The sequence below is a fragment of the Microcoleus sp. bin48.metabat.b7b8b9.023 genome (assembly GCF_013299185.1).
Taxonomy (GTDB): domain Bacteria; phylum Cyanobacteriota; class Cyanobacteriia; order Cyanobacteriales; family Microcoleaceae; genus Microcoleus.
This window is the reverse complement of sequence record NZ_JAAFKG010000007.1, coordinates 67,169-83,017: the sequence shown is the minus strand read 5'-3', so window position 1 is coordinate 83,017 and position 15,849 is coordinate 67,169. Positions and strand designations below refer to the sequence as shown.

9 protein-coding genes and 3 pseudogenes are annotated in these 15,849 nt (G+C 45.7%); 4 read left to right on the top strand and 8 right to left on the bottom strand.

Annotated elements, in window-relative coordinates:
• Positions 1 to 336 precede the first annotated feature (336 nt).
• Positions 337 to 1,968: a DUF3352 domain-containing protein gene (locus tag QZW82_RS06445; protein WP_293146267.1), complete on the bottom strand. Its 1,632-nt coding sequence runs from the start codon at positions 1,966 to 1,968 to the stop codon at positions 337 to 339.
• A gap of 149 nt (positions 1,969 to 2,117) precedes the next feature.
• Between QZW82_RS06445 and QZW82_RS06440 the strand changes: the two genes are divergently transcribed.
• From QZW82_RS06440 to QZW82_RS06425, 4 genes and pseudogenes are all read left to right on the top strand, one after another.
• Positions 2,118 to 3,044, top strand: a complete 927-nt coding sequence (locus QZW82_RS06440) for a TIGR01777 family oxidoreductase (protein WP_293146265.1) — start codon at positions 2,118 to 2,120, stop codon at positions 3,042 to 3,044.
• Positions 3,045 to 3,180: 136 nt separating this feature from the next.
• A pseudogene (locus QZW82_RS06435) lies at positions 3,181 to 3,461 on the top strand (hypothetical protein); the annotation flags it as partial.
• Positions 3,462 to 3,756: 295 nt separating this feature from the next.
• Positions 3,757 to 5,076, top strand: a pseudogene (locus QZW82_RS06430) (leucine-rich repeat domain-containing protein); the annotation flags it as partial.
• 609 nt (positions 5,077 to 5,685) lie between these two features.
• Positions 5,686 to 6,288 (top strand): annotated as a pseudogene (locus QZW82_RS06425) (DUF6745 domain-containing protein); the annotation flags it as partial.
• A gap of 362 nt (positions 6,289 to 6,650) precedes the next feature.
• On the opposite strand, the gene QZW82_RS06420 reads toward QZW82_RS06425, so the two are convergent.
• The 7 genes from QZW82_RS06420 to QZW82_RS32195 all read right to left on the bottom strand — a co-directional run bounded on the left by QZW82_RS06420 (position 6,651) and on the right by QZW82_RS32195 (position 15,246).
• Complete coding sequence (locus QZW82_RS06420; RefSeq protein ID WP_293146263.1) at positions 6,651 to 7,496, bottom strand: nitrate ABC transporter ATP-binding protein; 846 nt, start codon at positions 7,494 to 7,496, stop codon at positions 6,651 to 6,653.
• A 354-nt stretch (positions 7,497 to 7,850) separates the two neighbouring features.
• Entirely contained in the window at positions 7,851 to 9,851 is a 2,001-nt protein-coding gene (locus tag QZW82_RS06415; protein WP_293146261.1) for a nitrate ABC transporter ATP-binding protein, read from the bottom strand.
• 310 nt (positions 9,852 to 10,161) lie between these two features.
• Positions 10,162 to 11,004 (bottom strand): nitrate ABC transporter permease, encoded by an 843-nt coding sequence (ntrB, locus tag QZW82_RS06410; protein ID WP_293146259.1) that lies wholly within the window; start codon positions 11,002 to 11,004, stop codon positions 10,162 to 10,164.
• A 154-nt stretch (positions 11,005 to 11,158) separates the two neighbouring features.
• Positions 11,159 to 12,556: a CmpA/NrtA family ABC transporter substrate-binding protein gene (locus QZW82_RS06405; RefSeq protein WP_293146257.1), complete on the bottom strand. Its 1,398-nt coding sequence runs from the start codon at positions 12,554 to 12,556 to the stop codon at positions 11,159 to 11,161.
• Between the two features lie 756 nt (positions 12,557 to 13,312).
• The gene (locus tag QZW82_RS06400; RefSeq protein ID WP_293146255.1) at positions 13,313 to 14,656 is read right to left on the bottom strand and encodes an adenylate/guanylate cyclase domain-containing protein; all 1,344 of its coding nucleotides are present in this window, start codon (positions 14,654 to 14,656) and stop codon (positions 13,313 to 13,315) included.
• Positions 14,653 to 14,847, bottom strand: a complete 195-nt coding sequence (locus QZW82_RS06395) for a hypothetical protein (protein WP_293146253.1) — start codon at positions 14,845 to 14,847, stop codon at positions 14,653 to 14,655. The genes QZW82_RS06400 and QZW82_RS06395 overlap by 4 nt, the downstream gene beginning before the upstream one ends.
• Positions 14,848 to 14,952: 105 nt before the next feature.
• Positions 14,953 to 15,246, bottom strand: coding sequence for a hypothetical protein (locus QZW82_RS32195; protein ID WP_366664976.1), 294 nt, complete (start codon positions 15,244 to 15,246; stop codon positions 14,953 to 14,955).
• Between the last annotated feature and the right edge of the window lie 603 nt (positions 15,247 to 15,849).

The window sequence follows — 15,849 nt, the reverse complement described above, 5'->3', positions numbered from 1 at the left end:
TTGATCGCAATCAGATTCGTTTGTAGTGCGGACTTCAGTCCGCGGTGTTGCTTAATCGGGGTATGAAAATGGATAACTTGAAAATTTAGAAGATTGACTGGCTGGCTTGTTTTATTTTTTCACATTGAGTCGTTCATACCGTAAATCAACAACGCCCAGTCCGCCACTTAAGAGCGGACTGAAGTCCGCACTACGAACTTTCATTGTTATTATAATCGACGGCACATGATATCAGTTATTAGTCATCATTCATCCGGAAGATATTGAGCAAGGAGCAATGTATGGGATTTAACGGATAGAAAAATTCCCAATTCCCGGTTCCCAATTCCCGATCGCCTAATTGCTAGATTTGAAGGCAAAAAGCAGATCGAGCTGAGCAGTTGTCGGTTCTGTCGAAGTTGTAGCTACGCTGACTCCTCGGAGAGAATTGAGTAATTCAGCGACGGGCGGCGAAACTAAATTGGGCTGTACAGCGAGCAAATAACGGTTAGCCCATGACATGGTTTTTTCCATATCTATATAAAAGTAACCTTGGTTGGCCTGCGGTACAGCAGTGGCGATCGCCTGAAAACTCGGACTGCTGCTTAACGGTTGCGGTGGCGCTGTGGTGATGACATCAACTAAAGGGCCGCCGAAAGCGACAAATACAGAATTTTCATTCAGCCAACCGTGCCCGAATAAAGTGCCTTGCTGCGGTATTTGCCACTCTGTAACCTCTTTTCCCTGAACTTGTCTGGGGGCGACGCTGACTGTAGGATTGCTTTTGGCGATCGCATCGAGTTTTTTGAGGGTTGCTTCGGCTGCGGGGCGATCGCTCGTTTCAAAAATCATCGCCGCCCCCATCCCCAACTGAGACAAAATACCTTGATCCGAACCGATCGCCCCGATCGCAAATTCCCCATTCATCCAGCCAAAAACCTCACGATCTGCATCCAAATCCAACCGCTTAAAACTACTCCTCACTTGCTGAATGCCCCTGTCAACTTCCGGGCTATCTTTTGCTTCAGCCGTCGCCTGCAACCAAATGCGATCGAGTCCCTTACCGCCTACTAAAGCAATGGTTTCGCCGGGAAATCTGGGCAACAATTTCGATCCGACTGGCGGCTTTTGGTGTCCGAATTTAGGATCTAACCGAGCGATAGTTTTCACCCTCAATCCCGAACTGTCGGCCCCTATTCCCGCTACCAAAGACTTGACTTGTTTAAACTGTGAAAGCACTGTCGAAGGCAATTGAAAATCATCTGGAAAATTAGCTTTCAATTGCTGCATCGCGGCAGGATAGTCAGCAATGTAAACAGTTGCGATCGGATTAGGCACCCCAGCATTCTCAGCAAAATACTTACTTGTACTCTTCTGGGTAGCAAGGGAGGGTGAGCCTTTAAAAGTATCGATCGCCAATTCCACAGGCTTTCTCAAAGGAGCCATCACTAATTGGTCGTTCAACAAAGCCACACTGTAGCGCTTGCCGGTTGGCTCTGCAATTTCAGAAATTTTAACTCCTTTGTACTCGGTTTCTTGAGTTGTGGCACCTTCCTGAGATTTTAATTTATTAGCAAAATTCCAAGCACTAATTTTATTTTTGACACTGACTACAACGAGCAGTTTAGGAGGCTCTGTTTTAGCCGTAGCATCTGGGGGTAACAAAGCCACCATCACGCCCCCCAGCCAGGGCTTTAAGTCTCTCTCAAAGTCGATTTGAGTGCCTGCCAAGCTTTGTTCTTGAAAGGCCTTCAAACCCGCACCGACCAACTTTTGAGCGCCCGGGGTGCCGAATTGCTGCAACTGTGACAGTGCTTGGGGATTGGGGGAGATGAAGGCGGCCATCATTGCTTCGTCGGGTACAACTTTGGCGCTGTCTTGGGGGTTGGATACTTGTTGGCTCAAACCGTGGAAGTAAAGGTACACCGCGGCGCTACCTGCTGCGATGATGGCGGCAGCAATTAGAAGCTTTGGTTTTTTTGCAGGCATTGTTTTCGATCCTCGCGTCCTTTATCAGTTTAATGAAAATCCACTGAGCTTGTGGGGAGGCGATCGAACAAGCTATTTATTTTTATAGAATTTAAAACGGGTTTGGGCGATCGTGTAAACTGCTGTTGACATCAAGTGCGGAAAGAAAGATGAAAGTAGCGATCGCGGGAGCAACGGGATTTGTCGGTACCCGGCTGGTGGAGAAGCTGCAAGCAGCCGGACATCAAGTGGTAGTTTTGAGTAGGGATGCGGCGAAAGCTGGGCGAGTTTTCCCGGCTTCGGCTTATCGGAATTTGGAAGTTGTCGCCTACACTCCGGCGGAGTCTGGTGATTGGCAAAAGTCGATCGCGGGCTGCGATGCTGTGGTTAATTTAGCTGGGGTGCCGATTGCGGAGGAAAGGTGGACGGAAGCCCGCCAGCAAGCGATTCTCGACAGTCGCAGATTGACGACAGGAAAATTAGTAGAGGCGATCGTCAATGCTAATCCTAAACCATCGGTGTTTGTGAGCGCATCGGCGATCGGCTATTACGGAACCAGCGAAACCGCTGAGTTTGACGAAAACAGCCCTGCGGGAAACGATTTTTTAGCAGAAGTTTGCAAAGACTGGGAAGCTGCGGCCCAACCTGCCAAAAATGCGGGCACCAGGCTAGCAATTTTGCGATTGGGAATAGTTTTGGGAATGGGAGGCGCGCTAGCAAAAATGCTGCCACCTTTTAAACTATTTGCTGGCGGCCCAATTGGCACAGGAAAACAGTGGTTTTCTTGGATTCACCGCGAGGATGTAGTTGATTTAATTTTGTATTGTTTGCAAAATTCGCAAGTTCAAGGCGTTTTGAATGCGACAGCACCTAATCCTGTGCGGATGAATGAATTGTGCCAAACTTTAGGGGAAGTTTTAAGTCGGCCTTCTTGGTTGCCGGTGCCAAGTTTTGCTTTAGAAATGCTGTTGGGAGACGGCGCTAAAGTTGTTTTGGAAGGGCAAAAAGTTTTGCCGAAACAAACTTTGGCTAGCGGTTTTCAATATCAGTATCCGACGCTAAAGTTAGCTCTAGCAGAGATTTTGGCGGGTAATTAAATCCTGCGTTTTTAGATATCCCTCGTTCCCGGGTTCTGCCTGGGAACGCATATTCAAAGGCTCTGTCTCGTTTCTTTAAATAAATCATCCCACTCAACAATCAATCACATCAACTACCAACAATCCATCTCGATGCCTCGGGTGCGATCGCATTTGTCAAGAACTAGCAGCCACAGAATTAGACACTTGGCAGGAATATACCCTGTTAAAAATGGATTTTGAGGACGATTTCGACGAATCTGGGCAGCCGTTACCAGTTTTTTTGTTAAAAATGACTGTCCGAGTATGGGACACATTCACGCTTTGCGAGTACCTCCTGAAGTGTGATCCTCTTCGAGGATTTCGCTAACGGCTATTGAGGTAATTCATTGGGTAAATTGGGGAATTGAGCCGGAGGAGTTTAGCGTACAAACATGAAGATTTTTCATTGCCGCACAGGCCGCCAGCCCGCTAGCCCGAAAGTCCGCCAGGGGTTTAAACCCCTGGCTCAAAGCTGAAGTCAGTTAAAACTGACTGTGGATATTAAAACAATGAATAAATGCCTAAATTGACAGCAAGTATTATGTGCGATATCGCTTTGTTATCATGTAATTCCAGTCGGTTTCAACCGACTTAAGCTATGAGGCAGGGGTTTAAACCCCTGCCGGACTGCGGAACTGACGGACACACAGACTGAAATTTTACCAAAATAGAAATAGAATCGGAATTTACCATGTCAGAATTACAAGCAAACCAACCAATTAATTTCAGTAGCTTTGCCGAATGGTGCAAGCACAAAGATAGTCTTTCAGAAGCGGCAAGACATACAGTTGAAGTGTTATTAGAACAATCTGGCACTTCTGACGCTAATGAAGCCGAGGAAATACTTTTAAAACTCACTGAACTAAATCTCACCCGCAATGAAATTACCGATATCACTCCACTGTCAGCACTCACCAACCTGACACAACTTTATTTCTGCCACAATGAAATTACCGATATCACTCCACTGTCGGCACTCACCAACCTGACACAACTTGATTTCATCCACAATGAAATTACCGATATCACTCCACTATCGGCACTCACCAAGCTGACACAACTTTATTTCATCGACAATGAAATTACCGATATCACTCCACTGTCGGCACTCACCAACCTGACACAACTTTATATCGAAAACAATAAAATTACAGATATCACTCCATTGTCGGCACTCACCAACCTGACATACCTGGATCTCAGAAACAATCTAATTACCGATATCACTGGGCTATCGACACTCACCAATCTGACAACACTGATTCTCAGCAACAATCAAATTACCGATATCACTGGGCTATCGGCACTCACCAACCTGAATACACTGCATCTCTACTGCAATCAAATTACCGATACCGCTGGGCTATCGGCACTCACCAACCTGAACACACTGCATCTCTACTGCAATCAAATTACCGATACCGCTGGGCTATCGGCACTCACCAACCTGAACACACTGCATCTCTACTGCAATCAAATTACCGATATCACTGGGCTATCGGCACTCACCAACCTGACCGAACTGAATCTCGAAAGCAATCAAATTACCGATATCACTGGGCTATCGGCACTCACCAACCTGACCGAACTGAATCTCTGCAACAATCAAATTACCGATACCACTGGGCTATCGGCACTCACCAACCTGACCGAACTGAATCTCTGCAACAATCAAATTACCGATATCACTGGGCTATCGGCACTCACCAACCTGAACACACTGCATCTCTGCAGCAATCAAATTACCGATACCACTGGGCTATCGGCACTCACCAACCTGACACAACTTTATTTCAGGCACAATCAAATTACCGATATCTCTCCACTGTCGGCACTCACCAACCTGAACACACTGTATCTCGAAAGCAATCAAATTATCGGTATCACTGGGCTATCGGCACTCACCAATCTGACATACGTGGAGCTCAGCAATAATCAAATTATTGATATAACTCCGCTGTTGGGACTCACCAATCTGAACGTACTGTCTCTCTACAACAATCCAATTACTGACTTAAATCTGTCGATCGAACTTACACAAAAGTACCTGACCCTCTCCACGGCGCCAATTGATTCTGAAAAAACTACAGAACTCGTGAGAAAAATCTACACAACCATTGGTCGCGAAGCACCTCGAATTATTGTTTGCAGCAGTCCGCAGATAGCTTATTTAAATTTTATCGAACCACTCAAAATTGACTGTATATCGCAAATCGCGACTGGTAATTTAGGATGGGGAAAGTCGTTGTTACCCACCTTCCGCACTCTAGGCTGTCACAATCGGTTCGATCGGAAGTTTGAGCAGAAATTAAGTGATTTTTTATACAAAGTACAAAGAAATCTTTTTGACGATCGGCAGTCTAAGATACTCAAATGCCTAAAATTCGTAGTGTGGCTGTTGGGGGGTGCGGAAGATGGGTTGTTAAAGGAGTTATTTCAATCGGTGGATGTAGGATTGAGTCGGGTGTTGTGGAAGGTTCTATGCGATGAAATAAGACTAGAACCGAATGCCGATCGCATTCTCGTGTCAGAATTTGAGGAATTATTAGAAGATTACCCAGAATCGCTGGAATATGAGTTCCGCTCGGATTCTAACTATCTAAAGCCACTAACCTCTAGGGATATGGTGAAAGAAATCCATTTGACTGAATTTTTGATCGCGAAATTTGGCATGACTCTCGATCTCAGATCGCAAGAACTATTTCGCTGCAAGCAACAGTTGTTCGAGGAATGCGGGTGGATCTTCCCGTTTGAGAAAATTTGCCTAATTTGCGATCGCCCTTTGCACATCCGCTTTGACAGGGAAAATCGGCTGCACGCTGAAGGAGAAAGTGCGATCGCCTTTGCGGACGGCTACAGTTTATACTTTCACCACGGCGTTAAATTGCCGGAACAATACGGAAAAGTACACCCCGATTTGTGGCAAGCAGAATGGCTGTTATCCGAAGAAAATGCCGAACTGCGTCGATTGTTAATCCAGAGAATTGGATACGATCGCATTTGCCAACAACTCCAAGCAGTAGAATTAGATTCTTGGCAAGAATACACGCTCTTAAAAATCGATAATGCCGATGTCGAGCCGATTTACCTTTTAAAAATGACTTGTCCGAGTACGGGACACATTCACGCGTTGCGAGTGCCTCCCGCTCTAGAATCAGCTAAAGATGCAATTAGTTGGGTAAATTGGGATATCGAGCCAGAGCAATTTAGCGTCCAAACTTAAAGATTTTAGATCGTCTTAATCCATAAAACACTAATCAACATTGACGCTGTGCCAGTTAAAATGGTGGAATGCACAAACGATCAATTTAGGAAAAACTGTTAATAAGATAAGAAAGAAGCCCGCCTTCAGTCAAAGGTGGGCTAAATTCATGCCAGCTTACCGACAGCTAGGCAATTGGGTCTCTTAGCGGATTGACGTAAAAGTTGAGAAAAAGATCCTAATCTTCCGGAAAAACTTATCCCCAACTATTAAGCCTCAGTTTACCCAAGCAGATCGGGAAAATTTCGCACGCAGCGATGTTTCCCTGCAATTGGGGAAATGCTGGGGCTTTGTTTTGCCAGCAATCCCCAATCTCAAAGGGTTTAAGCGTCGTGATCGTGAGCAAAACGGCGGAAGAGGAAGTCTAGGGCGTAGTTCCGCAAGTTGTAATATTCGGGATCTTCCATCATTTGTACCCGATCGCGCGGACGTGGGAAAGGAATCTCCAAAACTTCGCCAATCGTTGCTGACGGGCCGTTGGTCATCATCACCAGTCGATCGGCTAAAAACAGCGCTTCGTCAATGTCGTGAGTAATCATCAACACTGTACAGCGGTGATCGTTCCAGATTTTCAGCAACTCTTCCTGCAATTCTTCCTTGGTAATTGCGTCGAGAGCACCAAAGGGTTCGTCCAAAATCAGCACCTTGGGACGAATTGCTAAGGCGCGGGCGATGGAAACCCGCTGTTTCATACCACCGGAAATTTGCGGAGGTCTTTTCTCAGCAGCTTCTGTCAGTCCCACCATTGCCAAATGATCTTTGACGATCGCATTTTTTTCGGCTTTCGACTTCTCTGGAAATACAGCATTAACGGCAATGTAAACATTTTCAAACACAGTCCGCCAAGGCAATAAAGCGTAACCTTGAAACACTACCATGCGATCGGGGCCTGGCTTTTCGATCCGCTGCCCGTTAATCGACACGGTGCCATCGCTGGGATGGCTAAAACCGGACACCATATTTAACAGTGTTGACTTACCGCAGCCGGAGTGTCCGATCAGAGTAATAAACTCTCCCTCAGCTACGGTCAAGTTAACGTTTTCTAATGCTCTGTAACCGTTTGGATATACTTTATAAACATTGTCCATCACCAAAAACGGCTGGCGGCGATCGTTTGGTTGCTGGCTCTGGGTTTTGGTGTTCGTCTGGTTGACAGCAGTATTAATCATGGGTTTGAGAAGCCGTTAGTAGGTGATTAGCGATAGCAAATAATGGAGTTTTGAATGGTGAGCTGCGAGTCGAGACTGTAGATTTGCGAGTTCCCTGTATATTTTGAGTATTGAGTTTAAATTGCAAGACTTTTGCATCAATTATATAATTGTGCCGCTTCGCTCTCAACAATGCAATCAATCGCTGTGATTTCTGATTCCTCTTGTCTGACTTCTGAGTTAATAAGTCTTTGACAGGGCGATCGAGAACTAAGCAATTTTTTCACCTTTTGATAACTCAAAACTCGCAGAGCACCATTAGACATTTTGCCGGTGGACAGTAGTCCACCGGCTGGGGCGGAGACTCAACAGATCCTAAGCAGCTCTGCGGCCCGAATCCAGAATCACTTCAGCCATCGTGTAATCGCGTTTAATCGCTAGATTGTTGAGATAGCCGATCGGATCTTCAGCATTAAACACCGAGCCATCAAACAAGCGGAGAGAACCCCGAGTGTAAGTAATATCAGACATTCCCAGCTCGCGCGCCGCTGTACTGAAGGGGCCGACTCGCACCACCCGTTCCAGAATTTCTACCCAGTTGCGGGGGAAGACTGTATCGCCCCAACGCGCCATCTGTACCATGTGCCACAACTGTTCGGTACGGCTTGGGCGGTTCACCCCGTCGCCGGCAAACAAGTGGTGAGCGTATTCCCGCATTGGAGTCTCCAAATTGCAAGCACTAGATTTGGGATCGCCAATTTGGATGTAACTCTTGTCAGTGGCGACGTACTCCCGTCCCGCCACAATTTCGGAAACTTCTTGAGCGTGGGCAGGATCGCTGCAATAGTGACAAGCTTCTAGCAAAGCTTTCACCAGAGCAATGTGAGTGTTGGGGTAAGCATTTGCCCAGTCTTCCCGAACTCCCAGAATTTTTGCTGGGTGTCCAGGCCACAGTTCCAAATCCGTAGCCACGGTAAAGCCGACTCCTTCCATCGCCGCGCGCAAGTTCCAAGGTTCGCCGACACAGAAACCGTCAATCGTTCCGCCTTGCAAGTCCACGATCATCTGGGCTGGAGGGATGTTTTTTAGTGAAACATCACGATCTGGGTCAATTCCGCCGGAAGCCAGCCAGTACCGCAGCAACAGGTTGTGCATCGATGAAGGGTGAACGATGCCCATGCGGTGGGTTTGGGCGGGAGTTCTGTGCAGCATTTCTTTGAAATCTGCCAGAGTGTAAATCCCTTGGTCGTAGAAACGACGGGCCAGGGTAATTCCGTTGCCGTTGCGGCTCATGGTGAGGGCTGTAACGGTTGGTACGGGCTTCTCTTGGTGCCCTCCCAAGCTCAACCACGCTGCCATCCCAGAGGGCATTTGGGCTGCGTCTAGGTATCCGGCGGCGATGCCGTCTACGATGCCGCGCCAGCTTGTTTCGCGCACGAGATGCACTTCATCGAGGCCGTGTTTGGCGAATAAGCCTTTTTCTTTGGCGACGGCTAGGGGAGCGCAGGCTGCGAGGGGGATAAAGCCGAGTTCCAGGTTGACTTTTTCTAGGCCGTGGCGGGCGATCGCCGGTACTTTGCGCGCGCGCAGTTTTTTCACCCGTTTCTGCTGGTTGAGGAAGTAAATCATTTCGCTCCGCAGCGCGTAGTAGCTGGGGTGCGAGACCACTTCCATGCGTACCCGGGGGCGGGGGATGTCTACTTCGAGGATGCCGCCAATTTTCGATTCTGGGCCGTTGGTGAGCATGACGATGCGATCGCTCAGCAGCACTGCTTCGTCTACGTCGTGCGTTACCATCAGGGCGCTAATTTCGTACTCTTGGCAGATTTCCATCAACTTTTCTTGCAAGTTGCCGCGAGTCAAAGCGTCTAGGGCGCCGAATGGTTCGTCTAAGAGTAACAGTTTGGGACGCAGGGCTAGGGCACGGGCGATCGCCACGCGCTGTTTTTGTCCGCCGGAGAGGAGTGCGGGTTGCTTCTCGGCGTGGGGCGTCAAGCCCACCATGTCGATGTGTTTTTGGATGATTTCGAGGCGCTCGGCTTTAGCTAACCCGCTCATTACTGAGTCTACGGCGAGGGTAATATTTTCTCTGACAGTCCGCCAAGGTAGCAGGGAATAGTTTTGAAACACCACCATGCGATCGGGGCCCGGCTGAGTGATTCTTTGTCCGTCGATCGTCACCAATCCTTCTGTGGGCAGATCCAAACCTGCCACCATATTTAGTAGCGTAGATTTACCGCAGCCTGAGTGTCCGACTAAGGAGATAAATTCTCCTTTTTTAATTTCTAAGTCGATGCCTTTGAGGGCTACGTAGGTGCCGCCGTCTGTTAAATTAAATGTTTTTCCAACTTGTTCTACCGCAATCAAAACTGACATGGTTTTCTTGCCTTTTTTGTAGGTTTGTTATTTCGATAGATAATGTCGCTTTTAGTCGAGTCTAGATCCCCCTAAATCCCCCTTAAGAAGGGGGACTTTGACTACACTCTTGCCCCCTCTTAAGAAGGGGGACTTTGACTACACTCTTGTTCCCCCCTTCTTAAGGGGGGTTAGGGGGGATCTCGCAGTTGGCTACAAACAAGAGAGACGATCGGTTTGACACTAAGTTGTCACGAATGGGCAGAGCCTGAAAACGACTTAAATGTCAAATGTCAACAGTCAACTGTCAACTGTCAACTGTCAACTGTTGTTATTTGCCTTGAGAGGGAGCAATTTTTTGCTGCAACCATGCCATCAGGCGATCGAGCATCAAACCAACAGCCCCAATGTAGAACACCGCTAATAGAATTTCACTGATGTAGTTTTGTTGGTAAGCATTCCAAATAAAGAAGCCAATACCTGTAATCCCCGACATCACGATTTCTGCTGCAATAATCGCCAGCCAAGCCAAACCGATCGCAATTCTCAATCCGGTGAAGATATAAGGAAGCGCCGACGGAAACAAGATATTGATGTAGTATTCCTTCCGAGAAAGTTGCAATACTTTGGCTACGTTGTTGTAATCGTCAGGAATTTGGCGGACACCTTCAGCCGTGTTGATTAAAATCGGCCAAACAGAGGTAATGAAAATCACGAACAAAGCAGCAGGTTCGTTTTGTTGCAGTGCAGCCAAGGCAATGGGTACCCAAGCCAAAGGTGCTACCATCCGCAAAAACTGGAAAATCGGGTCTAAAGCCTTGTTCAGGAAGGGATTAGTACCTACCACAACTCCCATGCTAATGCCCACAGCGGCCGCAAGAGTGTAGCCTTTTGCTACCCGTTCCAAACTAGCCATAGTCTGCCAAAATAAGCCGACTCCGTAGGTTTTGGAGTTCATGAAAGGATACATCAACAAAATCCGCGTCCGTTCGTCAGTCCAAACGCTAGTTGGGGGTGGCAACTTGATGATTCCTGTACCCGACAGGAACTGCCAAATTAGCAGAAACCCCAACAGTCCTAAAATTGGCGGCAATATATTTGACGAATTTTTTTTCCAAAACTCGCCAAAAACTCCTTGGATATCGCTGCCTTTCCGACTTGTACTTACAGCCATTCTGCTAATCTCCTCTATTTCTGCGGTGTTTTTTCAGAACTAATTTTTCGAGACTGAATTATGGGAAGCTAGAACCCCATCACGCTATTAACTGTCAACTATTACAAAATCTCGCTGTCAACTGTCAACTGTCAACTGTCAACTGTTTAACCCATCACGCTTTTTTAATTGCCAAACTCTTGAGGTAATCTTCGGGCTTGTCCGGGTTAAATTCTTTGCCGTCGAAGAACTTCTCAACGCCACGAGTGGGTTTTTGGGGAATATCAGCATCAGGAACTCCGGCTAATTTAGCCGCTGCTTTCCACAAATCTTCGCGGTTGACTTTGCCGATGATTGCCTTAGAATCTGCCAAAGTTTTTGTTGGCAAGAAACCCCAGCGGACGCTTTCAGTTAAGAACCACAAATCATGGCTCTTGTAGGGATAGGAAACGTTGCCGACTCCATCATTCCAGTACAGCGTACTCATTTTGAAGTCGTTGATTTCGGGCTTGCCGTCGCCCATGATATACTTGCCTTCATAAGGAGGAAGCAACACTCCAGGAGCTACGTCAAAGAAGTTTTTACCAGAAACAATCGACACCAATTCCGCACGATTTTCTGGTTTGTCGCACCACTGCTGCGCTTCAATTATTCCTGCTAACAGCGCTTCGGTAGCTTTGGGGTGTTTGTCTACCCAGTCGCCGCGAATTGCGAGGTATTCTTCTGGATGTCCTTTCCACATTTCGGCAGTTAAAGCGGACAAGAAGCCAATTTTTTCTTTGACAATCCGTAGGGGCCACGGGTCACCTGTACTGAAACCGTCCATGCTGCCGGTTTTCATGTTGGCCACGGTTTGGGCGGCTGGTACTGTTAGCAACTCGACATCTACGTCGGGATTGATGCCGTTAGCTGCTAGCCAGTAGCGAATCCACAAATCTTGGTTGGCTTTGGGAAAGGTGTAGGCTGCTTTGAAGGGCGTACCTGCTTTCTTGAGTCCGAGGATGTAGTCTTGGGCGGATTTTTCTAGTTTGAGTCCGAGGCCTTTACCTTCATGTTTGGCAGCGATCGCAATTCCATTTCCCTGAGTGTTTAGCTGTAACAGCACGTACATCGGGATGCCGGCTTTCTCCTTGGTGATCAGGCCTTTGCTAATCAAGTAGGGCATGGGCATTTGCCACTGGCCGCCATCAATGCCGCCGCCTGCTGAGCCGATTTCTACGTTGTCTCGGGCGGAACCCCAGTTGGCTTGTTTGGCGACTTTGACATCTACCATCCCGTATTTGGCAAAGAAGCCTTTTTCTTGGGCAATAATTAATGGTGCTGATTCGACGATCGGGATATATCCCAATGTAATCTTCGTGCTTTCGATGCCTTCTACTCTTTTCTCGTTTGCCACCGCAACTGCTGATGTGGCAGTAGGGGCGCCTCCAGCCTTACCAGCACCACCGTCAGCAGTTCCACCGGGCTCGGGCGGATTTCCCAAACAGCCTTTGAGCAGTACGGAACTGACGGCAGATGCACCTGCTGTAACTATAAATTTGCGCCGCGAAAAATTTTCAGAAAATTTGGTCATAGCCTAGCCTTGCTCCAATACATAATCTTCTGTAACGACATCACTGAAGTTTATCAAAGCACTTTTTGCTGTTCGCTAAATTTGGCTTAGGGAACTGTTTTAAGCGCGGGTTGGCAGTAAGGATGAAAAAACTTATTGTTACCATAAGCTTTTATGATATCCCTGCTGATTTGACTCTTTTGATTAACTCAATATTGCGATCGGCCAAGTTGTGTTAACTCGCCAAAAGCGAGTTCTACATTTAATTGGCTTGTTTATTCAGTTTACCGTACTCTTGTTGTGATTATAAAACAAATATTAAATTTAAATTATAAGTAAATGTTTTAGGCGGTTGTTCTCAATAAGTAGCTGTTTTTTGCAGGTCGGGTTTGAATTCGGGAAGTGTTCATATAAAAGTCTCTTGTTTATAAGGGTTTTAGCGTAAGGCCCTCTGGGGGGGATGCCACCTCATTGTCAATAAGCCGGAAATTAGGCTGCCGCCAGTCATTAATATTGCTTAATAAATCTCTAATTTTTGGCAAAACCGAAAAGAAGTATTCTGCGATACAGAATTATCGTACAATAATGTTGTAGGGAAAATTTATCATCAAAAACAGTCGATCGCCCTTAGGGATGGAAATGGCGATCGGGAATTCAATCCCTAAGGGCGATCGTCAAAACCTGTACAAAGCGACCCAACAGCAGTAGTAGTCGAGTCTGGTTTGTCGCCACCAACAACCCAGGCGGGCCCTCTTGGCACAGCCCCTTGAATCCACATTACCGACAGCGTTGCAGATACATCCTCGCAACCATATCTCCAGGATTAGCTTGCAAACATTTCTCAAACAGTTGAAAGGCAGTCTCTTTATCCGAGGAATGATAGAAAACGATCGCCTGTTCAAAAGTGCTTTTCATGGCTAACTTCCCCTCTCGCAATTCGGGTACATCTGCATCGAAAACCTCATACACAGCTACCTGTTCGGACTTCCCCTTGACTCGAACGCGATCGATCAAACGAATGTGATATTTTCCCGGATTTTTCAATACCATAAATGTGCGATTGCTAATCAACAAAGGCACACCGTACTGTTTGGTTAATCCCTCCAAACGAGATGCTAAATTCACCGCATCCCCGATCGCAGTACCATCCATCCGAGATGCACCACCCACAGTTCCTAGTATTAATGTCCCAGTATTAATACCAATCCCAATTTTAATTGGCGGACGTTCCGGTCTCGTGCGCGTGATATTATAGTCAGCTAGTCTTTGTAGCATCGAAATTCCACCCCTAACTGCCCCATCTGCATCTCCACTAAATAAAGCCATAATTGCATCACCAATATATTTATCAATAAACCCATGATTTTCAATAATTGCTGGTTCCATCCGAGAGAGATAACCATTAATAAACTTAAAATTATCATCCGGCGTCATCCTTTCTGATAGACTTGTAAAATCTCGAATATCAGAAAACAACACCGAAATTTCTTGCTGAATATGTTCGCCTAATTGAATATCAAGAAAACTCTTTTTTTCCAATAACTGAAGGAACTGACGGGGTACAAACCGTAAAAAAGATTCATTGAGTGCTTGCAAATAACTTTCTTTTTCTTGAAGTTCGGCAATTAGTTTAGCTTGCTGGCGAGTCAGCGCTTCTAACTCTTGATTCATTTCTAGAAGTTTAGCATTTTTTTCTGCCAGTTTCTTATCTTGAATGTAACTGTGAACAGCTTCTGCTACCGTTAGTCTTAAATCTTCATTATGCCAAGGTTTACCGATGTATCGATAGAGTTTAGCGTATTTGACCGCATTAGTAACCGCTTCAATAGTAGCTTGACCCGTCAGCATTACTTTCAGCGTTTTTGGGGAAAGTTCGTGAACGCGGCGCAAAAGTTCGTCTCCCTTCATATCCGGCATAATGTAATCGGAAATAATTAAGGGAATTTCATCTCCATCTTCAAGTAATTCTCCAAGCAATTCTAACGCATCCTCTCCCCCTTCAGCGATCTCGACTCGATACTCTTCTCCAAATGATTTTCTCAATTCCGCTTTCAAACTCGTCAAAATGATAATTTCATCATCTACACAAATAATGACAGGTTTTTTTGCAACTTTTGTCATAGTTTTTTTAATCCAGACTTGACGATATCGATCGACTGATTGGGCGACCAGGGTTTAAACAAACATTTATCTACCTTAGCTGCTGCATAAGCCCGCTCGATAGCTTTTTTATCTGCTTGTCCTGTCAATAAGATTTTGACAATTTTAGTAATTTTCTCATTAACTGAAACTAGAAATTCGTTGCCTTTCATTCCGGGCATTAGCCAATTAGAGACAACCAATAAAATGCTAATATGATGTTTATAGCCTTTCTCAAAAAGATGAGGTACGTCTGAGATCTGGTATAACCGCTTAGACTAAGAGGGCTTAAGCCCAACAACATACCTCATCTTTCTGATAACCGCTATATTTAATTCATCAATAATATTTAGTGCTTCTTCAGCATCTTGGGCAAATTCATAAGCATAGGAACTGCCTAGTGCTTTTCTCAATTGGGCTTTCAAACTTTCCAAAATTACAGTTTTATCATCAACACACAAAATAACGGGTTTAGACATGGTAGTTAATCGGTTGACGGTTGACGGTTGACGGTTGACGGTTGACAGTTGACGGTTGACGGTTGATAGTTGATAGTTGATAGTTGATAGCACTTGACAAAGGAAGGAAGATAATTGGAGGAATGAATAGTCTGATTTTAATTTCTCTCGATCGGGCTTGGGGCTTTAAACCAATTCTTTGCGGTAACTGTTGGCGGAGCAACCCGCGACGCAAATCAATTGCTGAACCATTGTTTAAATTGATGTTAATCGGTTTAAATATATGCTTGATTTGTTGAATTTTAAATTGTAGACTAATATAGTTCGGGACTTTTTTGTGGTTAGAGGCGGGTTTGTTTAACCTGTTTGCGGGCTTTGGGATATTGATGAATCTGCCCCTACAGATTGTTGAAAATGATGCACGATTTCAACCAGCACGAATCGACTGGACATGATATTAGTTGCTGAATTTGTCAGACCTGATGGATCTGAATGTAGAGATACCTAATGGAGTAGAGACAAGAAAATGATTCCTGAAGCAGAAACTTCATTATCTTTACAACTGCTTTGCAGTATATCAGGATTTTTTTAATTTGGTTGATATTTATAATTTATTTTGAGTATTAATTCTTGATTCTGATCTTGACTTTGGCTTCGGTGTATGTATAGAACAATAATTGTTTTTTTATCGGAATAATTTACCGCAGAGGATGCAGA

What these genes read in the sequence shown, in the direction of transcription:
- QZW82_RS06445 (WP_293146267.1), bottom strand. Translation starts at nt 1,968, where the DNA reads ATGCCTGCAAAAAAACCAAAGCTTCTAATTGCTGCCGCCATCATCGCA.
- QZW82_RS06440 (WP_293146265.1), top strand. Translation starts at nt 2,118, where the DNA reads ATGAAAGTAGCGATCGCGGGAGCAACGGGATTTGTCGGTACCCGGCTG.
- QZW82_RS06420 (WP_293146263.1), bottom strand. Translation starts at nt 7,496, where the DNA reads ATGATTAATACTGCTGTCAACCAGACGAACACCAAAACCCAGAGCCAG.
- QZW82_RS06415 (WP_293146261.1), bottom strand. Translation starts at nt 9,851, where the DNA reads ATGTCAGTTTTGATTGCGGTAGAACAAGTTGGAAAAACATTTAATTTA.
- ntrB (WP_293146259.1), bottom strand. Translation starts at nt 11,004, where the DNA reads ATGGCTGTAAGTACAAGTCGGAAAGGCAGCGATATCCAAGGAGTTTTT.
- QZW82_RS06405 (WP_293146257.1), bottom strand. Translation starts at nt 12,556, where the DNA reads ATGACCAAATTTTCTGAAAATTTTTCGCGGCGCAAATTTATAGTTACA.
- QZW82_RS06400 (WP_293146255.1), bottom strand. Translation starts at nt 14,656, where the DNA reads ATGACAAAAGTTGCAAAAAAACCTGTCATTATTTGTGTAGATGATGAA.
- QZW82_RS06395 (WP_293146253.1), bottom strand. Translation starts at nt 14,847, where the DNA reads ATGAAAGGCAACGAATTTCTAGTTTCAGTTAATGAGAAAATTACTAAA.